15 protein-coding genes and 1 pseudogene are annotated in these 20,276 nt (G+C 72.6%); 6 read left to right on the plus strand and 10 right to left on the minus strand.

Annotation, left to right across the window (positions count from 1 at the left end):
* Positions 1–329: pseudogene (locus ACWGN5_RS39290) on the plus strand (hypothetical protein); the annotation flags it as partial.
* Between the two features lie 174 nt (positions 330–503).
* On the plus strand, positions 504–1,025 hold the full coding sequence (gene mscL / locus ACWGN5_RS39295; RefSeq protein WP_453523212.1) for a large conductance mechanosensitive channel protein MscL: 522 nt from the start codon (positions 504–506) through the stop codon (positions 1,023–1,025).
* A gap of 19 nt (positions 1,026–1,044) precedes the next feature.
* On the opposite strand, the gene ACWGN5_RS39300 is transcribed toward mscL, so the two are convergent.
* From ACWGN5_RS39300 to nirB, 10 genes are all read right to left on the minus strand, one after another.
* Positions 1,045–1,263, minus strand: coding sequence for a hypothetical protein (locus ACWGN5_RS39300; protein WP_369144753.1), 219 nt, complete (start codon positions 1,261–1,263; stop codon positions 1,045–1,047).
* 42 nt (positions 1,264–1,305) lie between these two features.
* On the minus strand, positions 1,306–1,788 hold the full coding sequence (locus tag ACWGN5_RS39305) for a hypothetical protein (RefSeq protein WP_453523213.1): 483 nt from the start codon (positions 1,786–1,788) through the stop codon (positions 1,306–1,308).
* Positions 1,785–2,486: a QcrA and Rieske domain-containing protein gene (locus tag ACWGN5_RS39310; RefSeq protein ID WP_453523214.1), complete on the minus strand. Its 702-nt coding sequence runs from the start codon at positions 2,484–2,486 to the stop codon at positions 1,785–1,787. The genes ACWGN5_RS39305 and ACWGN5_RS39310 overlap by 4 nt, the downstream gene beginning before the upstream one ends.
* Positions 2,483–3,082 (minus strand): 4Fe-4S dicluster domain-containing protein, encoded by a 600-nt coding sequence (locus ACWGN5_RS39315; protein WP_086832060.1) that lies wholly within the window; start codon positions 3,080–3,082, stop codon positions 2,483–2,485. Before ACWGN5_RS39315 ends, ACWGN5_RS39310 begins: the two co-directional genes overlap by 4 nt.
* 7 nt (positions 3,083–3,089) lie before the next feature.
* Positions 3,090–5,414: a molybdopterin oxidoreductase family protein gene (locus ACWGN5_RS39320; RefSeq protein WP_453523215.1), complete on the minus strand. Its 2,325-nt coding sequence runs from the start codon at positions 5,412–5,414 to the stop codon at positions 3,090–3,092.
* A complete protein-coding gene (locus tag ACWGN5_RS39325) occupies positions 5,411–6,568 on the minus strand; it encodes an MFS transporter (protein ID WP_453523216.1) in 1,158 nt (385 codons plus the stop codon). Before ACWGN5_RS39325 ends, ACWGN5_RS39320 begins: the two co-directional genes overlap by 4 nt.
* Positions 6,569–6,634: 66 nt before the next feature.
* Entirely contained in the window at positions 6,635–7,492 is an 858-nt protein-coding gene (gene pflA / locus ACWGN5_RS39330; RefSeq protein WP_453523217.1) for a pyruvate formate-lyase-activating protein, read from the minus strand.
* A 91-nt stretch (positions 7,493–7,583) separates the two neighbouring features.
* The gene (gene pflB, locus ACWGN5_RS39335; RefSeq protein WP_453523218.1) at positions 7,584–9,863 is read right to left on the minus strand and encodes a formate C-acetyltransferase; all 2,280 of its coding nucleotides are present in this window, start codon (positions 9,861–9,863) and stop codon (positions 7,584–7,586) included.
* Positions 9,864–10,030: 167 nt separating this feature from the next.
* Entirely contained in the window at positions 10,031–11,452 is a 1,422-nt protein-coding gene (locus ACWGN5_RS39340; protein ID WP_453523219.1) for an MFS transporter, read from the minus strand.
* 110 nt (positions 11,453–11,562) lie between these two features.
* Positions 11,563–14,298, minus strand: a complete 2,736-nt coding sequence (gene nirB, locus ACWGN5_RS39345; protein WP_453523220.1) for a nitrite reductase large subunit NirB — start codon at positions 14,296–14,298, stop codon at positions 11,563–11,565.
* A gap of 609 nt (positions 14,299–14,907) precedes the next feature.
* Here nirB and ACWGN5_RS39350 point away from each other — a divergent pair.
* The 4 genes from ACWGN5_RS39350 to ACWGN5_RS39365 are packed head-to-tail and all read left to right on the plus strand — an operon-like array spanning position 14,908 to position 20,077.
* Entirely contained in the window at positions 14,908–15,597 is a 690-nt protein-coding gene (locus ACWGN5_RS39350; RefSeq protein WP_453523221.1) for a sirohydrochlorin chelatase, read from the plus strand.
* Positions 15,594–16,772, plus strand: a complete 1,179-nt coding sequence (locus ACWGN5_RS39355) for a low temperature requirement protein A (RefSeq protein WP_453523222.1) — start codon at positions 15,594–15,596, stop codon at positions 16,770–16,772. The genes ACWGN5_RS39350 and ACWGN5_RS39355 overlap by 4 nt, the downstream gene beginning before the upstream one ends.
* A gap of 54 nt (positions 16,773–16,826) precedes the next feature.
* Complete coding sequence (locus ACWGN5_RS39360; protein ID WP_453523223.1) at positions 16,827–19,529, plus strand: ATP-binding protein; 2,703 nt, start codon at positions 16,827–16,829, stop codon at positions 19,527–19,529.
* Positions 19,526–20,077 (plus strand): AAA family ATPase, encoded by a 552-nt coding sequence (locus ACWGN5_RS39365; protein WP_453523224.1) that lies wholly within the window; start codon positions 19,526–19,528, stop codon positions 20,075–20,077. The genes ACWGN5_RS39360 and ACWGN5_RS39365 overlap by 4 nt, the downstream gene beginning before the upstream one ends.
* The last annotated feature ends 199 nt before the right edge of the window (positions 20,078–20,276 follow it).

A 20,276-nucleotide genomic window follows, 5' to 3' on the forward strand; every position in this document is an offset into this window, starting at 1 on the left:
CCCCGCCGCCGTCGGCACCCGCCCGCGCACGGCCGCCCGCCGCCGTGCCCCTGGTGTCCGCGCCGGTGCGGATCGCCGACGCCGCGACCGTACGGCTGCTGAGGCCCGGCGACCGGGTCGACGTGATCGCCGCCGCGCCCAACTCGCCCCTGGGCGGGGAGGGAGAGGCCCGGGTGGTCGCGACGGGCGCCCGAGTGGCCGAAGTTCCGCCACCGGGCGAGACTCGTTCGGACGGAGGGGCGCTCGTCGTCCTGTCCGTACCGCGGTCGACGGCGGCGGCGCTGGCGGGTGCCGGTGTCACGTCCCAACTGGCGGTGACGGTGTGCTGATTCGCACTGACTCGCTGTCAAGTCACCGTCCCGTGTGTACGGATTGGACGCCTCTGCGCCGTTCACGGCCTAATGGCACCGCACACAGCGGTACACGCGACATCTCACGCGATGTCACACGCGACTTCACACGTGACGTCTCACGCGACATCTCACGCGACGAAAGGCACCTCGGTGGCCGAGAAGAAGGAAAGTCTGCTGGGAGGCTTCAAGGCCTTCCTGATGCGGGGCAACGTGATCGACCTGGCGGTGGCGGTCGTCATCGGTGCCGCCTTCACGAACATCGTGAACTCGGTGGTCAAGGGCATCATCAACCCGGTCGTCGGCGCCTTCGGCACGAAGGACCTGGAGGGCTACGCGTCCTGCCTCAAGGACCCCTGCCGGGTCGTCAACGGGGAGATGCAGGGCATCCAGATCCAGTGGGGCCTCGTCCTCAGCGCGGTGCTGAGCTTCGTGATCACGGCGGCCGTCGTCTACTTCCTCATGGTCCTGCCGATGGCGAAGATCCTCGCCAAGCGCGCCGCGCAGGAGAAGGCGAAGGAAGGCGTCGAGGAGGTCATGGAGGTCAGCGAGCTGGAGGTGCTCAAGGAGATCCGCGACCACCTGGTCGCGCAGCGCGTCCCGTCCGTGAACAACACGCACCCGGGCAGCGGCGTCGCCGGCAGCGGGAGCGCCGGGGCGCACTCCACCTCCTGACCGGCGTCGTACGCCGGTTTCAGAGGTGGTGCGGCGGCTTCTCGTCGAGGAAGCGCGCGAGGTCGGCGGCGCTGCCGCCGGCCGGAGGCCGCTCGCCCCACCCGCGGTCCGTGTCGTCCGCGGATTGCTGGTCCAGCGGATCGTCGAAGACGAGGGCCGGCTTGGGAGTGTTCTCGGGACTGGATGTCAGGCCGGTCCGCTTCGCGTCTCGCGGTCCGTGGGCGGGGGCGGTGCTCATCCCTCCAGACTACGCCCGCTCACCCGCCCCGGACCCCCCTGATCAGCGGTCCTTCGGGTCGAGCAGCCAGAGGCCGAGGACCACGAGGAACGACAGGACGAGGAAGCCCGCGCCCCACCAGGCGGTTCCGGTGTCGCCCGTCATCCACTCGTCCACGACGATCGTCAGGCCCCACAGCTGGCCGATCACCACCGTGAGCGCCAGCGCGAGGCGGGCCGAGAGCTTCGAAGAGCGCTCCGGCTCCTGCTCCGTACCGGCCCCGGGGCCCGGCCCGGTGTGCCGGATCCGCGGATCGCCGTACCCGCTGGTGGGCCGGATCTGGGGGTACCGCTCACGCACGGGCCGATTGAGCCGCGGCTGCGCGCTGCCCGGGGTGTACGCGGGCCGCGGGGGCACGGTGGAAGCCGCGGAGGCCGCAGGCGTCCCGGCTGCACCGGAGGCCGCGGGTGTCCCAGGAGCCGCAGGTGCTCCGGGTGCTCCCGGATCCGGGGCCTCTGGGTCCCTCGGGAACGAGCTTTCGCTCATGTCCGCTCACTCCTCTCGGCGGGCTTCGGGCCGCCGCTCGCCGGGGTCCGGTCGCTCCCGGCCGGCTTCGCGGCCGGTCCCGGCGGCGTGTGGGCCGGCGCGCCCGCGCCGAAGCCCGGGCAGCCCGGGCGGTCGCCGCCCTGCTGACGGCAGAAGCCCTCGACGAGGCTCTCGCCCGAGCGTGCCGTGCCGACGGCCCAGACGCTGCCGTCGACCTCCTCGACGAGGATCACCTTCGGCAGGCCCCGTGGCGGCGGGCCCGCGGTGACCTCTCCCGTACGGGCGTCGAAGACGCCCTCGTGGCAGGGGCAGTACAGCTCGCCCTCGCTCCCCCGTTCCTTGCGCCAGAGCACGGCGCAGGCGAGGTGGGTGCAGACGGCGGAGTAGCCGGCGAGGGTGCCGTCGTCCATGCGGACGGCGATCGCCCGGTCCTCGTCGCCGGGGTAGCGGAAGGCGAGAGACTCCCCCGGTTCGATCCGGTCGGCGATCCTCTTGGGCGCGGGGGCGCCCTCGCTGTCGCCGTGCCGGTGGAGGATGCCGGAGGCGACGCCGATGCCGCCGACGGCGAGGCCGCCGGAGACGGTGGCGACGATCCGCAGGTAGTCGCGGCGGGTGGTCAGGGAGTCCGCGGCGATCCGGTCGTGGAGCGCTTCCTGGGCCGCGTCCGGCGCCGGCGGCTGGGGATCGGTGACGCTCAACGGACATCCCTTCCATTGATCTCGACGACGGGGAGGCCGCCGGGCACCGGCCACTGGACCTTGTCGGCGGGGACGACCATCGCCACTCCGGTGGAGACGGTGGTGCTGCCGAAGGTGAAGGAGTCGGCGACCTGGACGCCGGGGCGTTCGGCGCGGAGCTCGTCGAGGGTTCCGTAGAAGAGGGCGCCGGTGGGGCAGACGGTGGCGCACATCGGGGCGAGGCCGTAGGCGGTGCGGTCGTAGCAGAGGTTGCACTTCATCTGGAGCTTCGCCTGGAGGTCGATCTTGGGGACGCCGAACGGGCAGGCGTTGACGCAGTTGGCGCAGCCGATGCAGCGGGTGGTGTCGGCCTGCTGCACGACGCCGTCGGCGGTGACGAGGATCGCGTCGGCGGGGCAGACCTCGGCGCAGGGGGCGACGGGGTCCTCGCAGTGCATGCAGACGGTGGGGAGGGAGGCGACGGAGCGGCCCTCGTCGGGGTAGTCGAGGTGGATCATCGACTTGCCGCGGTGCGAGTCGCATTCGCGGCAGGCGGAGACGCAGGCCTGGCAGCCGATGCAGCGGCCCGGGTCGATGAAGATCGTGCGGCCCATCATGTGCGGGTCAGCTCCTCTCCGCTGTGCCGCGGCCCTGGGGTGAGGTGGGGGGCAGCGGGTCGGTGCGGGAGACCTGGGTCTCCGGGTAGGCCTGGTGTCCGGGGGCGGTGGGCGGGGCGGGGACCTCGTCGATGCGGTCGGCGGCCTCGATGCGGGCGGCGCAGACCTTGTACTCGGGGATCTTGGAGCGCGGGTCGAGGGCGTCGATGGTGAGGGCGTTCGCGGCCGTGGGGACCGGCCAGTGGTAGGGCACGAAGACGGTGTCGGGGCGGATGGCCTCGGTGACGAGCGCGGGGAAGACCTCGCTGCCGCGGCGGGTGACGACGCGGACGGGGTCGCCGTTGCGGAAGCCGTGCGAGGGGTGGACCTCGACCCAGGGGCGGGGGGTCTGCTCGACGAGGGCGCCCAGGCGGCGGGTCTGGTTGCCGGAGAGGAAGTGGGCGACGGTGCGGCCGGTGGTGAGCGAGAGGGGGTACTCCTCGCTGTACGGGTCCATGGGCGGGTGCCATTCGACGACCTGCATGTGGATCGTGCCGTCGGGGTGGTAGGTGCGGCCGTCCTCGAAGAGGCGGGGGGTGCCGGGGTGCTCGGTGCTCGGGCAGGGCCAGGCGATGCCGCCGGTCTCCTCCAGGCGTTCGTACGTGATGCCGTAGTAGTCGTTGACGGTGCCGGCGGAGGCGATGCGGAGCTCCTCGAAGACGGAGCGGGAGTCGGGGAAGGCGAACTTGTCGCCGACGCCGAGCCGCTTGGCCAGCTCGCAGATGACCCAGGTGTCGGTGCGGACGCCGGCCGGGGGTTCCTGGGCCTTGTTGTGCTTGACGACCCGGGCCTCGGCGTTGGCCATGACGCCCTCGTCCTCGGCCCACACGGTGACGGGGAAGACCACGTGCGCGTTGGCGGCGGTCTCGGAGAGGAAGAAGTCGAACTGGGCGTGGAACTCGAGGGTGTCGTAGCCGTCCTTGACGGTGGCGTAGTTCGGGAGGGAGACGAAGGGGTTGTTGCAGATGCCGACGAGGCCGCGGATCTCCTTGCGCTGCATCTGCCAGACCATCTCCATCATGGAGGTTCCGGCGAGCGGGAGTTCGGCCTCGTCGATGCCCCAGATCTCGCAGATCTGGCGGCGGTGCTCGGGGTTCGTGATGGAGCGGCCGCCGGGGAGGAGGTCGGACTTCTGGCCGTGTTCGCGGCCGCCCTGGCCGTTGCCCTGGCCGGTGATGGTGCCGTAGCCGGCGCCGGGCTTCCCGATGTTCCCGGTGGCGACGCAGAGGTTGATGATCGAGAGGCAGTTCTCGACGCCCTGGGAGTGGTGCTCGACGCCGCGGGCGTGCCAGGCCATGGCCTTGTCGGCGCCGGCGAACATGCGGGCGACCTGGACGATCTGCGCCTCGGGGACGCCGCAGATCGCGGCGGACCGGGCGGGCGGGTAGTCGGCGACGGTCTTCTTGACCTCGTCCCAGCCGGTGGCGTGGGCGGCGAGGTAGGCCTCGTCGGTGAGGCCCTCGGCGACGACGACGTGCAGGACGGCGTTGAAGAAGGCGGAGTCGGTGCCGGGCTTGAGGGCGACGTGGACGTCGGCGGTGCGGGCGATCGCGGTCTCGCGGGGGTCGACCACGATGAGGGTGGCGCCCCGGTCGCGGGCTCCCCACAGGTACTGGGTCATGACGGGGAAGCATTCGCCGACGTTGGATCCGGCGATGAGGAGGCAGTCGGTGAGGAGGATGTCGGAGAAGGGGTTGCCGGCCCGGTCGATGCCGAAGGCGAGCTTGTTGGCCCCGGCGGCGGAGACCATGCAGAGCCGGCCGTTGTAGTCGACGTGCCGGGACTTGAGGGCGACCCGGGCGAACTTGCCGACGAGGTAGGTCTTCTCGGAGAAGAGGCTGGCGCCGCCGAGGAGCCCGAAGGAGTCGTTGCCGTACTCGCCCTGGATGCGGCGGATCTCGGCGACGGTGTGGTCGAGCGCCTCCTCCCAGCTGACCTCGCGGAACTCCTCGTCGCGATTGCGGCGCATGAGGGGGGCGGTGAGCCGGTCGGGGTGGTTGACCTGCTGGTAGGCGTTGATGCCCTTGGGGCAGAGCCGCATGCGGTTGATGTCGTGGTTGCGGGGTTCGACGCCGAAGACCTTGCCGTGGCGGTCGACGCGGAGGTACATGCCGCACTGGACGCCGCAGAAGCAGCAGTGGGTGGGGACGAGGGTCTCCCCGTTCTGGTCGGCGTGCCAGCGGTCGGCGGGGATGCCTCCGGCGTCGCGGAAGGTGCGGGTGCCGGGCGGGGCGAGGGAGGGGTCGAGCGGCAGCGGCCGGCCGGGGGTGGTCGCGGGGTCGGTCGCGGTCAATTGAAGCCCTTCTTGACGTGGTCGAGGTAGGCGGTGCCGCGCAGGACGCGCTTGCAGCGGGGGCAGTACTCGGCCCAGGCGTCGAAGCCGAGGTCGAGGTCGCGCATGGTGCCCTGGAGGTTCTCCACGTAGGGGGCGGTGTCGATGGGCTCGTGGCAGCGGCGGCAGGTGAGGATCTCGTCCTCGCCCTTGCGGCGGGCGGTGTACTTGAAGAGCTGCATGCCGACGGCGGCGGGCCGCTGGACGATGTGGAAGAACTTCCCGAAGGGGATGTAGATGAGGGTGAAGACGACGGACACCATGTGGAGGACCGCGAGGAACTCGTAGCCGCCGCCGTGCAGGAAGATCGACGAGAAGGTCAGCAGCAGGCCGGTCACCGAGATGACGATGAGGGCGATCAGCGGCACCAGGTCGTAGGCGAAGCGCTGGCCGGTGATGGCGCCCCGGTCCTTCATGCGGCGCCACAGGAAGTAGGAGGCGCCGGCGATGACGAGGACGGCGGCGATGTCGAGGCCGTGGAACATCAGCCAGCCGACGGCGTTGAGCGCGTCGAAACCGATGATCTTGAAGCCCCAGATCCGCATCTCGTAGCCGGGTCCCGAGCCGGTGGCGGAGGTGAAGGTGAACCAGCCCCAGGTGAGGGGGAAGGTGATCGCGGCGGCGAGCAGACACCCCCAGAAGACGAGCTGGTGGGCGGCCCAGCGGGCGTGCGAGCGGGCGCCGAGGAACTTCTGGAAGCCGAGGTAGGTGGCGATCATCCTCGGCAGGGCGGTGGGCGCCTTGCGGAAGTTCGCCGCGGAGAAGAAGGAGCGCCAGCCCTGCCGGAAGAGGCGGCGGGCGCCGGGCGCGGAGATCCAGACCGTGTAGCGGTAGGCGACGCCGAAGGCGAGGAAGACGGTGGCCACGGAGTACGGCAGGAGGGCCGAGTCGAAGTCGCGGAGCATACGGCTGCCGAAGACGATCGCGAGGATCAGCAGGGCGGAGACGGCGGCGCCGACGAGGGCGGCGCGGCGGCGCACGGCGGCGGGGGTCCGGGGCGCGGGGCCGTCGGCCGCCGGGAGGCCGGGCGCGGAGCCGGGCGCCGGGCCGGGCGCGGGGTCCGGGGCGGGGCCGGATGGGGGGTTCGGCTCGGCTGTCTTCGGTGGCTCGGTCACGCGGCCACGGTAAAGCTGTTTGCCCTATTAGGTCCCGTTTTGACCGCTGTGAGGGTGACGCGTCGCTCAGACGGCGTGCAGCCCCTGGGCCAGGAAGACCTCGCGGGCCGCGGCGACCTGCTCGGGGGTCGGGGACGGTGTGTCGTGCAGGGTGAACGGCTTGGCGAGTGCTTGCCACTTCGCTTCACCGAGCTTGTGGAAGGGCAGGATGTCCACGCGGGACACGTTGCCGAGGCCGGCGGCGAAGGCGGCGACGCCCTCCACGTCGGCGGGGTCGTCGGTGAGTCCCGGGACGAGCACGAAGCGGACGTGGACCTCCTGGCCGAGGTCGGCGAGGCGCCGGGCGAAGTCCAGGGTCGGCCGCAGCGGCCGTCCGGTGACCTTCTTGTACGTGTCCGGGTCCCAGGACTTGATGTCGAGAAGCACCAGGTCGGTGTCGCGCAGCAGGGCGTCGGTGGCGCGGACGCCGAGGAAGCCCGAGGTGTCCAGGGCCGTGTGGAGACCGAGCTCGTGCTTCATGCGGTGCAGGAGCTCGCCGGTGAAGACGGGCTGGAGGAGCGGTTCGCCGCCGGAGACGGTGGCGCCGCCGCCGGACGCGGAGATGAAGCGGACGTACTTGGAGGCCTCGGCGATCACGGCGTCGGCGGAGGTGCGCGTGCCGTTGCGCATCCGCCAGGTGTCGGGGTTGTGGCAGTAGAGGCAGGTGAGGGGGCAGCCGGAGAGGAAGGTGACGAAGCGGGTGCCGGGCCCGTCGACGCCGGTCGACAGGTCCCAGGAGTGGACCGAGCCCTCGGAGGGCCGCTGGGTGGCCGCGGCGGCCGGGGTGCCGGCCGGCGAGGTGACCTGGGTGACGGCCGGTGAGGTGACCGCGGTGATGGCCGGCGAGGTGACGGGGCCGGCGGGGCCGAGGGCGAGGCTGGTCATGGCAGGGCCTCCTTCGGAGGATCCTTCGGACGGTGTCGGGCGCGACCCGGGGCCGGGGTGAGGGCCGCCGGCCCCGGGTGCGATCACGGGGCTACAGGGAGCCGTGGAAGGTGCGGTTCAGGACGTCCAGCTGCTGTTCGCGGCTGAGCCGGACGAAGTTGACCGCGTAGCCGGAGACCCGGATGGTCAGCTGCGGGTAGTTCTCCGGGTGCTCCATGGCGTCCTCCAGGACGTCGCGGTCGAGGACGTTGACGTTCATGTGGAAGCCGTCGCTGGCCATGTAGCCGTCGAGGACGCCCGCGAGGTTCCTGATCCGCTCCTCGGGGGTGCGGCCCAGGCCGTCGGGGGTGACCGTGTTCGTCAGCGAGATGCCGTCCTCGGCGTCCTCGTACGGGAGCTTGGCGACCGACAGGGCCGAGGCGACGTAGCCGTGGGTGTCGCGGCCGTTCATCGGGTTGGCGCCCGGCGAGAAGGGCTCGCCGGCGCGGCGCCCGTCGGGGGTGTTGCCGGTCTTCTTGCCGTAGACGACGTTGGAGGTGATGGTCAGGACGGACTGGGTGTGCTCGGCGTTCCGGTAGGTGGGGTGCCTGCGGACCTTCCGCATGAACTCCTCGACCAGCCAGACCGCGATCCCGTCGACGCGCTCGTCGTTGTTGCCGTACGCCGGGTAGTCGCCCTCGACGAGGTAGTCGGTGGCGAGACCGGTCTCGTCCCGGACCGGGGTGACCCTGGCGTACTTCACGGCGGCGAGCGAGTCGGCGGCGACGGAGAGGCCGGCGATGCCGCAGGCCATGGTCCGGCGCACGTCACGGTCGTGGAGCGCCATCTCGATGCGCTCGTAGGCGTACTTGTCGTGCATGTAGTGGATGACGTTCAGGGCGTGGACGTAGACGCTCGCCAGCCACTCCATCTGCTCGTCGAACCGGGCCATGACCTCGTCGTAGTCGAGGACGTCCGAGGTGATGGGGCCGGTGGCGGGGCCGACCTGGGCGCCGGACTTCTCGTCGCGGCCGCCGTTGATCGCGTACAGGAGGGTCTTGGCGAGGTTCACGCGGGCGCCGAAGAACTGCATCTGCTTGCCGACGGGCATCGCGGAGACGCAGCAGGCGATGGCGGTGTCGTCGCCGAAGCGGGGCCGCATCAGCTCGTCCGACTCGTACTGCACGGAGGAGGTGTCGATGGAGACCTTCGCGCAGAACTCCTTGAAGCCCTGCGGGAGCCGCGGCGACCAGAAGACGGTCATGTTCGGCTCGGGGGCCGGGCCGAGGTTGTAGAGGGTCTGGAGGTAGCGGAAGGAGGTCTTCGTGACCAGCGGGCGGCCGTCCTCGCCCACGCCGGCGAGGGACTCGGTGACCCAGGTGGGGTCGCCGGAGAACAGCTCGTCGTACTCGGGCGTGCGCAGGAAGCGGACGATGCGGAGCTTGATGATGAAGTCGTCGACGAGCTCCTGCGCCTGCTCCTCGGTGAGGAGACCGGCCTCGATGTCGCGCTGGAGGTAGACGTCGAGGAAGGTGGAGGTCCGGCCGAGGGACATCGCGGCGCCGTTCTGCTCCTTCACGGCGGCGAGGTAGGCGAAGTACAGCCACTGGATCGCCTCGCGGCCGGTGGCGGCGGGCTCCGAGATGTCGTGGCCGTAGGAGGCGGCCATCGTCTTCAGCTCGCCGAGGGCGCGGATCTGCTCGGCCAGCTCCTCGCGCAGCCGGATCGTCTCCTCCAGGGAACGGCGGCCGGTGGCAAGGGAGTCGAGCTCCGCCTTCTCCTGCTGCTTCACCTCGACGAGGCGGTCGACGCCGTAGAGGGCGACGCGCCGGTAGTCGCCGATGATGCGGCCGCGGCCGTAGGCGTCGGGGAGTCCGGTGACGACGCCGGCCTTGCGGGCGGCACGGATCTCGGGGGTGTAGGCGTCGAAGACACCGGCGTTGTGGGTCTTGCGGTACTCGGTGAAGACCTTCTCCAGGTCCTGGGAGACCGGGTAGCCGTAGGTCTCCAGGGCGCCGGCGACCATGCGCCAGCCGCCGTTCGGCATGATCGAGCGCTTCAGCGGGGCGTCCGTCTGCAGGCCGACGATCAGGTCCTGGTCGCGGTCGATGTACCCGGGGGCGTGGGCGGTGATGGTGGAGGGGACGTCGTACGAGACGTCGTACACGCCCTTGGCGCGCTCCTCGGGGAAGCGGTCCGTGATGGCCTTCCACACGGCGGTGGTCCGCCCGGTGGGCCCGGCGAGGAAGGAGTCGTCCCCTTCGTACGGCGTGTAGTTCCGCTGGATGAAGTCGCGGACGTCGACGGCGTCGCGCCACAGCCCGCCCTTGAAGCCCTTCCAGGCCCGCTCGTTCACCGTTGCCTCAGCAGGTGTCGCAGTCACTGCCCGCACCGCCTTCTTCGAATCATTCGATCGCGTCGTTGCCTACCTTCATTCCACTCCTTTTGATCGATCATTTCGGGCGGCATTGGTCACCATTCGGGGGCCCTAGGTCCCGTCCCCCGCATGCGGAAAGACCCCGCCGGGAGGCGAGGTCTTTCCGCGGGAGAGGGGCCGGTCTAGCTGGGCGCCTCGGCGCCCTTGCGGGCGTAGAACCACCAGGTCACGACCATGCAGCTGACGTAGAAGGCGACGAATCCCCACATCGCGCTGGTCACGGCCACCGAACCGAACAGGGCCGGGATGAAGAAGAAACCGTAGGCGGCGATGGCCGAGGTGAAGCCGGTGACCGCGCCGGACTCCATTTCCGCCTGCTTCAGGGCCCTGGCGTATTCCGGGGTGCCTTCCGTGAGGCCCTTGAGGTGGGTGCCGCGGAAGATGACCGGGATCTGGCGGAAAGTGGAGCCGTTGCCGATGCCGGAGAAGAAGAACGCGGCGAGGAAGCAGAAGAAGAAGCCGTAGAAGGAGCCGCCGTCACTGCCCGAGGGCAGGAAGGTGATCACTCCGACGATCGAGGTGGCCATGCCCACGAAGGACAGGATCGTGACCCGGGCACCGCCCCACTTGTCCGCGATCCAGCCGCCGCCCCAGCGGGCCAGGGCGCCGACGGCGGGGCCCATCCAGGCGTACGTGGCGACCGAGTAGTCCGGGAACGTGGTCTTGATCAGCATCGGCAGCGCGGCCGCGAAGCCGATGAAGGAGCCGAAGGTGCCGACGTACAGCCAGGTCATCAGCCAGTTGTGCTTGCGCTTGAAGATGATCTTCTGCTGGCGGAAGGGGGTCGACGCCACCTTCAGGTCGTTCTGCCCGAACCAGGCGATCGCCGCCAGGACGAGCAGCACCGGGACCCAGAGGAACGCGGCGTTCTGCAGGTAGACCGGGGTGCCGCCGGCCTTGTGCTGGGCCGAGCCGATCGCGATGGTCGACCAGGTGATGACGATCGGGGTCAGCAGCTGCACGACGGAGACGCCGAGGTTGCCGAGACCGCCGTTGATGCCGGTCGCGCTGCCCTTCCTCGCCTTCGGGAAGAAGAAGCCGATGTTGGCGAGGGAGGAGGCGAAGTTCGCGCCGCCGATGCCGCAGAGGGCGGCGATGGCGACCATCACGGCGTACGGGGTCGTCGGGTCCTGGATGGCGATGCCGAGCCAGATCAGCGGCACGACCAGCACGGCCGTCGACAGCGCGGTGAAGCGGCGCTGGCCGATCATCGGGCCGAGGAAGGTGTAGAAGATCCGGGCCGTGCCGCCCGTCAGGCCGGGGATCGCCGTCAGCCAGAACAGCTGCGAGGTCGAGAACCCGAAGCCGACGTCCTTCAGGTTGGTCGCCGTGACCGACCACACCTGCCACACGACGAAGGCCACGAGCAGCGCCGGCACCGCGATCCACAGGTTCCGGGTGGCGACCTTCTTGCCGATGGACTTCCAGAAGAGCTCGTTCTCCGGCTCCCAGTCGGTGATCGGCCTGCCGGGACGGTACTGCTCCGTGTCGTACGAGGCGGGTGACCGCCCGGCCGTTCTGCTGTCCTGGACTACGGAACTCATGGCGCTTCCCTGATGTTTCGGGACGGTGCTTCCTTGCCCTTCCAGGCTGCGCCCGCGCATCAGGGCGAGGTGAGTGCCGATGGTCGCCGGACGGGCGGGCCTAGGTCCCTTCAGCGGGAGGCCGGAGGGACCGGCAGCACCGGCAGCACGACCTCCGGATCGTCCAGGCAGGCCCCGGTCCTCAGGTCGAACTCCTGCTTGTGCATCGGGGACGCCACCACCGGCACCCCGTCCCGACTGCCCATGATCCCGTTCGCGATGACGTCGGCGCCCGAGAACGGGTCCCGGTTGCACACCGCGTACACCGCGCCGTCCCCGTCCCGGAACAGCGCCGCCTCCGTACCGTCCGCGAGGACGGCCGCCCGGCCGCGCCCCGGTTCCAGGAACTCCACCCCGGCCACGTGCGGCTCGAAACGGGCCAGAGCGGCCGGGTCGTCCAGTACGGCCTGCCACTCGTCCCGGTAGGCGGCGACGTGCCGCTCCATCTGCGCCTCCAGCTCGGCACAGATCCCGAGGGAGTCCTCGACCAGCACCTCACGCAGATGCCGCAGACCGCCGTCGAGCCGCTCGACCCAGGCCGAGGTGCGTTCCAGCCGCTCCCCGGTCCGTACGTAGTACATGAGGAACCGGTCGATCAGCGCGAACAGCCCGGCCGCCGACAGATCGGAGGCGAGCAGCTCGGCATGGCGGGGCTCGGTGCCGCCGTTGCCGCAGACGTACAGGTTCCAGCCGCCGGCGGTCGCGATGACGCCGATGTCCTTGCCGCGGGCCTCGGCGCACTCACGCAGGCAGCCCGACACCCCGCCCTTGATCTTGTGCGGGGCCCGCAGACCGCGGTAGCGGAGCTCCAGGTCGATCGCGAGCCGCACCGAATCGCCCTGCCCGAAGCGGCAGAAGCGGGAGCCGATACAGGACTTGACGGTCCGCAGGGACTTTCCGTAGGCCTGCCCGGACTCGAACCCGGCGCTGATCAGCCGCCGCCAGATGGAGGGCAGCTCTTCCTTCCTCGCCCCGAAGAGATCGATCCGCTGACCGCCGGTGATCTTGCTGTAGAGGCCGTGGGCGCGGGCCACCTCGCCGAGGGCGATGAGCTGCTCGGCGGTGATCTCGCCGCCGGGGACGCGGGGCACGACCGAATAGGTGCCGTCCTTCTGGAGGTTGGCGAGGAAGAGGTCGTTGGAGTCCTGGAGCGCCGCCTGTTCGCCTGCGAGGACGTGCCGGAGCCCGAGTTCGGGCGCGAGGGTGCCGAGGACGTTGGCGACGACCGGCTTGCAGACGGTGCAGCCGGCGCCGCCGGAGCCGTACGACTCCATCAGCTCGGTGAAGGAACGGATGCGTTCGGCGCGGACGAGGGCGTAGATCTCGGACCGGGAGAGGAACGGGAAGTGCTCGCACAGGCCGCGGGGCTTCTCCACGCCGGCGGCGTGGAGGACGGACTGGAGGGTGTTCACGCAGCCGCCGCAGCCCGTGCCGGCCCTGGTGCAGCGCTTGACCCCGCCGATGTCCGTCAGACCGTGCTCGGCGATCGCCGCGGTCACCGCGCCCTTGGTCACGTGGTGACAGGAGCAGACGACGGCGTCGTCGGGCAGCGCGTCCGCGCCGGGCGCGCCCTCCGCCGCGGGAAGGATGAACGCCTCGGGCGGGGCGGGCAGCCGGCGCCCGGCGTGCGGCTTGAGGGAGCCGTACGCCTCGGCGTCGCCGACCAGGATGCCGCCGAGGAGCTGCCCCTCGGGGCCGAGCAGCAGCTTCTTGTAGACGCCCTCGCGCCCGTCCGAGAACACGATCTCGGTGGCCTGCGGGCCGGCGGCGAACGGGTCGCCGAAGGAGGCCACGTCCGCACCGAGCAGCTTCAGCTTGGTGGAGGTGTCGGCGCCGGTGAACACGGTCGTCCCGGGGCCCGCGAGCCGGTCGGCGACCGCCTCCGCCATCTGGTAGCCGGGCGCGACGAGCCCGTAGACCCGGCCGTCGGCGGTCTGCGCGCACTCGCCGATGGCGTACACGTACGGATCGGTCGTACGGCAGTGCTCGTCGACCGCCACTCCCCCGCGGTCCCCGACGGCGAGCCCGGCCTCGCGGGCGAGACGGTCGCGGGGGCGGACGCCGGCGGAGAAGACGACGAGATCGGCGGGGAGCCGCTCGCCGCTGGACAGCACGAGTGCGCGCACGCTCCCTTCCGGTCCCGTCTCGACCTCGGCCGCGCCCACGCCGGTGTGCACGTCGACGCCCATCGACTCGATGGTGGCGCGCAGCGCGGCCGCGCCGCCGTCGTCGACCTGGAGCGGCATGAGCCGGGGCGCGAACTCGACGACGTGCGTGGCGAGTCCGAGGGTACGGAGCGCCCCGGCGGCCTCAAGCCCGAGCAGCCCGCCACCGATGACGACACCGGTCCGCGCCCGCTCGGCGTACGAGGTGAGGGCGTCGACGTCGTAGAGCGTGCGGTACGTGAAGCAGCCGGGGGCGTCGGCGCCGGGGATCGGCGGCACGAACGGGTACGAGCCGGTGGCCAGCACGAGCGCGTCGTAGGCGACGACCGCGCCGGAGGTCGTGGTGACGGTACGGGCGGTGGTGTCGATGTGCTCGGCGGGGTCGCCGAGACGGAGGTCGACGCCGTGGCGTGCGAAGAACTCGGGCGTGGAGAGTTCCAGTTGCCCGGGCCGTGTCCCGCTGAAGACGGAGGACAGGTGGACGCGGTCGTAGGCGGGGACGTCCTCCTCGGCGAGAACGATCACGTGCCAGCCACTGCCACTCCCTCTCAGGGCGTCGCGCTCGGCCAGGGCCTCCAGGAGCCGGTGCCCGACCATGCCGTGGCCGATGAGGACGAGGGTCGGTGTCCGCTGGGCGGCCATGGCGCTACTCCGTGGGATCGCGGGTCTCTTCCCTCCCGACCGTAGGGGCGCGGGACGGGCTGCCGGGCCCGTGAAGGACCTGACGAGACAGGACTTCCGCCCTTGCTGCGCGGGCCTTGTGGCGGGGGTGGGGGCGGGGGTGGTGGGCGTAGCGTCTAGTCCCGGGGCCGCACCACCGAACGACACCGGGGGCGCGGCCCTCTCACGCGCCCCGCGGTCCGGGACCCGCGCCTCGCGTGCGGGGCCCGCGCCGGGCTGGGCGGCGCCCCGGCCCACCGCCGTGTGGGCAATCGTCCCGCAGGGCGATGGGGGTCCCCCCTGCTCGAGCGAAGCCGAGAGCTTGGGGGAGGGTGGGCACACGGGACGGCGCCCTCCGCGGCGCCTCCGCCTTCCGCGCCTGGACCCGCACCACCAGCGGCGGTGCACATCCGGTGCGGGTCAGGGCGCGGAAGCCTAGGCCCGGCAAGGGGCGCCGTCCGTTGTGCCCACCCGTTCCGCCCCAGCGGAACGATTGCCCACAACGGGCGGGGCGCCGTTCCGGCGGGTGGGCACCGCCCCTTGCGGAACGTATGCCCACAACGGGGCGGGCGCGGAAAAGGAGGCAGAGAAATGCAGGCGCTCGTGGTTGCCGTGCATGGGAGTGCGGTCGACGACGGCCGCGTCCTCGCGCGGCTCCTCGCCCAACTCCGCAACCACACCCCCGCCCCCGTAACCCTCGGTCACCTGGACCACCGCACCCCCACCCTCGCCCACGCCCTGGCCGAGAACCCCGACGCCCTCGTCGTCCCCCTCCTCCTCGGCGACGGCTACCACCGCACCGTCGACATCCCGAGAGTCGCCCGGAACTGCACCGTCACCCCGGGCCTGAGCGGCGAGCCGGCCGTCGCGCTCGCCCTCCACGAGCGCCTCCGCGCGCTCCCCGGCCGCCCCGACGCCGTCGTCGTCGCCGGGGCCGGTTCCTCCCGGCCGGGCGGCAACGACGGCACCCTGAGGGCCGCCGAGCAGCTGCGCCCGCTCCTCCCGGTGCCCGTGACCGTCGCGTACTGCTCGGCGAGTTCCCCGACCCCGGAAGAGGCGGTCGTACGGCTCCGGGCGGACGGCTTCCGCCGGATCGCCGTCGCCGCCCACCTCCTCGCCCCCGGCCGCTTCACCCGCGCCCTGGCCGCCGTTCCGGGCGTCCGGGCCGTCACGGAGCCCCTCGCCGACCACCCGCGCATCGCGGAGCTGGTGGCCGCGCGGTACGAAACGCGTGCCATGTGCGCGGGCCCGCCGCCCGCTCTGCTGTGCTGGGGCACATGACACAACCGTTCCTGCCCCTCACCGCCCGCTCCCGCGAGGAGTCGCACCGGGCCGCCACACCCCTCGAACTCTTCTTCGACCTGTGCTTCGTCGTGGCCGTCGCGCAGGCCGGCGCCGAGCTCGTGCACGCGGTCGCCGAGGGCCACGCGGGCCAGGGCATCCTCAACTACGCGATGGTCTTCTTCGCGATCTGGTGGGCCTGGATGAACTTCTCCTGGTTCGCCTCCGCGTACGACAACGACGACGTCCTCTACCGCGTCGTCACCCTGATCCAGATCGCCGGTGTGCTCATCCTCGCCGCCGGCGTCTCGCGCGCCTTCGAGGAGCACGACTTCCTCGTCGTCTACCTCGGCTACGTCGTGATGCGCCTCGCGATGGCCTCGCAGTGGCTGCGCGCCGCCCACCACGCCACCACCCCCGCCGAGCGGACGATGTGCCGCCGGTACGCGGGCGGGGTCCTCGCCGTGCAGATCGGCTGGCTCGCGCTGGTCCTGGCGCCAGAGTCGGCCCGCCCATGGGTCTTCCTCGTCATGGCGCTCGCCGAGATGGCCGTACCGGTGTACGCCGAGAAGGACGCGCCCAGCGCCTGGCACCCGCACCACATCGCCGAGCGGTACGGCCTGTTCACGATCATCGTGCTCGGTGAGACCGTCGCCGCCGCGACCGTCGCCGTGAAGACGGGCATCATCGAGAACGACGCCCTCGGCGAGGTGCTCCCGATCGCAGCGGGCGGTCTGCTGCTCGTCTTCGCCGCCTGGTGGATCTACTTCGTCGTGCCCGCCCACGACCGGCTCACCTCCAGCCGCCAGGGCTTCCTGTGGGGCTACGGCCACTATGTGATCTTCGCGTCGGCGGCCGCCGTCGGCGCGGGTCTGGAGATCGCGGTCGAGCAGGCGGTGGGCAAGGCCCACATCTCCACGCTCGCCGCCTCCGCGGCCGTGACGATCCCGTCGGCCGTGTTCCTGCTGTCGGTATGGCTGCTGCACGCCCGCTACTTCAAGGTCGGCATCGCGCAGCAAATGGTCCTGCCGGTCTCGTCGTTCGCGATCCTGATGTGCACGTTCGCCGGCCACTGGGCGGTGCTCGCGGCCGGGATCGTCGCGGCGGCGACGGTCGCCGTCGGCGTCACCCTGACCGCCCGCAACCCGACCACGCGCGCGCGGGCGACGGCCTGACGCCCCGTCGGGGAGGCTGGAGGATCCGCCGTCCGCCGGGGCACAATCCGCCGCATGATGTTCCGCCTCCTCGGACCGCTCACGGTGGCCGACGCCACGGGCGCCCCGATCCCCGTCACCGGCGGCCCCAAGGTCCGGGCCCTGCTCGCCCGGCTCCTCCTCGACGCGGGCCGGACGGTCCCGGTGGAGCGGCTCGTCGACGGCCTGTACGGGGATGAGCCCCCGGCCGGCGCCCAGGGCGCGCTGCAGGCCCAGGTCTCGCGGCTGCGCCGGGCGCTCCCGCCGGGCGTGGGGGTCGAGTTCTCGCCCGCCGGGTACCGGCTGGCCGTAGAGGACGTGGACGTCCTGCGGTTCGAGGCGCTCGCCCGGGAGGGCGCGCGGGCCGGCGCGGCGGGCGACTCCGGCCGCGCGGCCGCCCTGCTGCGGGAGGCCCTCGGGCTGTGGCGGGGCCCGGCGCTGGCCGACGTACGGGAGGCACCGTTCGCGGCGGGCCAGGCGGCCAGGCTGGACGCGCTGCGGCTCGACGCTGTGGAGGAGTGGGTGGCCGCCGAGCTGTCGGTCGGCGGCGACCCGGCGTTCCTCGTACGGGAGTTGGAGCGGGCCGTCCGGGACCATCCGCTACGGGAACGGCTGCGGGGCCTGCAGATGCGGGCGCTCGGGGCGGCGGGGCGCCAGGCGGAGGCGCTGGCCGTGTACGCGGAGGTACGGACGGCCCTGGCGGAGGAGCTGGGGGCGGATCCGTCGGCGGAACTCTCCGCCGTACATCTGGAGCTGCTGCGGGGCGGGGAGTCGGCGCCGCCGGTACGGACGTCCCCTCCGCTCCCCGCACCGCTGACGGACTTCGTGGGCCGGGAGGGGGAGCGGGAGCGCCTGACGACCCTGCTGGCGGCCGCGCGGCTGGTGACCCTGGTGGGCCCGGGGGGCGCGGGCAAGACGCGTCTGGCCCTGGAGGTGGGGGCGGGGCTGCGGGGCGAGGTGCGGTTCGTGGATCTGGGGGCGGTGGGGGGTACGGGCGACGGCTCGGGTCCCGCGTCCGGTTCGGGTTCCGCTTCCGGCGGCGCCGGTGGCTCGGATTCCGCGTCCGGCGGCGCCGGTGGCTCGGGTCCCGCGTCCGGTTCGGGTTCCGCGTCCGGCGGCGCCGGTGGCTCGGGTCCCGCGTCCGGTCCGGGTCCCGCGTCCGGCGGCGCCGGTGGCTCGGGTCCCGCGTCCGGTCCGGGTCCCGCGTCCGGCGGCGCCGGTGGCTCGGGGCCCGCGTCCGGCGAGGTCGCGGAGGCGTTCGCGGCCGCGCTCGGGGTGCGGGGTGCGGCACGGCTGGAAGCGGCCCTCGCCGGGCGTCCCGTGGTGCTGATCGTGGACAACTGCGAGCACGTCGTCGTGGAGACGGCCGTCCTCGTACGACGCCTCCTTGCCGCCTGCCCGGCACTACGGGTCCTGACGACGAGCCGCGAGGCCCTCGGGATCACCGGGGAGTCCCTGCTGCCGCTCGGCGCGCTGGCACCGGAGGCGGCGGAGGAGCTGTTCGTACGGCGGGCGGCGGCGGTCCGGCCCGGATTCACCGGCCACGCGCGCGTGGCGGAGCTCTGCGCGGGGCTCGACGGGCTGCCGCTCGCCGTCGAGCTGGCGGCGGCCCGGCTGCGGACGCTGTCCGTGGAGGAGCTGGCGGACGGGCTGGGCGAGCGGTTCGAGCTGCTTTCGCGCGGGGACCGCACCGCGCCGGAGCGGCACCGGACGCTGCGGGCCGTGGTGGAGTGGAGCTGGTCGCTGCTCGACCCCGGGGAACGGGAACTGGCGGCGCGGCTCTCGGTGTTCCGGGGCGGGGCGACGGCGGAGGCGGTGGCCCGGGTGTGCGGGGCGGGGACGGGGGCGCTGGCGTCGCTCGTGGAGAAGTCGCTGGTGGAGGTACGGGACGACGGCCGCTATCGGATGTTGGAGACGATCCGGGCGTACGCCGCGGAGCGCCTCCCGGCCGGGGACGCGGCGATCGCCGCGCACCACGCGTACTACCGGGCGCTGGCCGAGGCGGCCGATCCCGAACTGCGCGGGCCCGCCCAGCTGGAGTGGCTGGCACGGCTCGACGCGGAGGACGCGAACCTGCGGGCGGCGCTGCGGCGGGGCACGCCGGAGCAGGGGCTGCGGCTGGTGGCGGCGCTCAGCCCGTACTGGTGGCTGCGCGGGCTGCGGGGCCGGGTGGCGGCGCCGGTCGCGGAACTCCTGGACCGGGTGGAGCCGACGGAGGAGCGCGGCGAGGAGTACGCGCTGTGCGTGCTCGCGGCGGGCCTGCGGGAGGGCGAGCACGTCGACCGGGCGCGGGGGTTCCTCGCGGCGGGTACGGCTCCGCTTCGACAGCCGTACACGGCGTTCCTGTGGTCGACCTCCGTGGGCCCGGTGGAGGGCCTGCGACTCGGCGACGACACCTGGTCCCGCTCGCTGGGACTCGTGGGCCGCGCCCTGCTGACGCCGGCGCCCACGGAGGCGGAACCGCTCCTGAGGGAGGCCCTGGCGGGGTTCAGGGCGCTCGGGGAGCGATGGGGGACGGCGACGGCGCTGGAGGGCCTGGCGGGCCTCTCGGCCGATCCGCTGCCCCTCCTCGGGGAGGCCCTGGAGCTCTTCGAGGAACTGGGAGTCGCGGAGGACGTGGTGGACCTGCTCCGCCGACGGGCGACGGTCCACGAGACGTCGGGCGACCGGGAGGCGGCGGAGTCCGACCGCACGCGCGCGGAGAGGACGGCGCGCAGGGCGGGGCTCGGTGGGGCATGACCGACAAGGTCTTCGTGATCGTCTCGGGCCTGCCCGCGAGCGGGAAGAGCACCCTGGCCCGCGGGCTCGGCGCCGGGCTGGGCCTGCCGGTCGTCGACAAGGACGTGATCCTGGAGTCGCTGTACGACGCGCTCGGCGTCGGCGACCAGGCGTGGCGGCACCGGCTGAGCCGGGCCGCCGACGACGTGCTGTACGCGGTGGCCGCGGATGCCGGGCGGGCCGTCCTGGTGAACTGGTGGCACCGCGACACGGCCCCGGCCCGGCTCGGCGCGCTCGGCGGGCGTCTCGTCGAGGTGCACTGCGCGTGCGACGCCGCGCTCGCCGCCGAACGCTTCCGGACCCGCCGACGCCACCCGGGCCACCTGGACCAGGAACTCTCACCGGCGCAGCTCGCCGAACGCGTCGCGGCGTGGTCGGCACACCCGGGACCGCTCGGCGTGGGCGGCGGCGCGCTGAGGGTGGACACGACGGGGCCGGTGGACGCGGCCGAGCTGGCAAGCAAGCTAGCCCCCCGCATCGCCACCCCCGAACCCTCCGACCGCCCGTAGCCCCCGTGTGGGGCCCACGCCCGTCCTGGGCGGTGCCCAGACCCACCCCCGTGTGGGGCCCGCGCCCCCGTCGGGCGGGCGGCGCCCCCGTCGGGCGGGCGGCGCCCACCGCCGTGTGGGCAATCGTCCCGCTGGGGCGGGACGGGTGGGCACACGGGACGGCGCCCTTGCCGGCGCCAGAGGCTCCCGCGCCTGGACC

Source organism: Streptomyces sp. NPDC055815 (assembly GCF_053616475.1).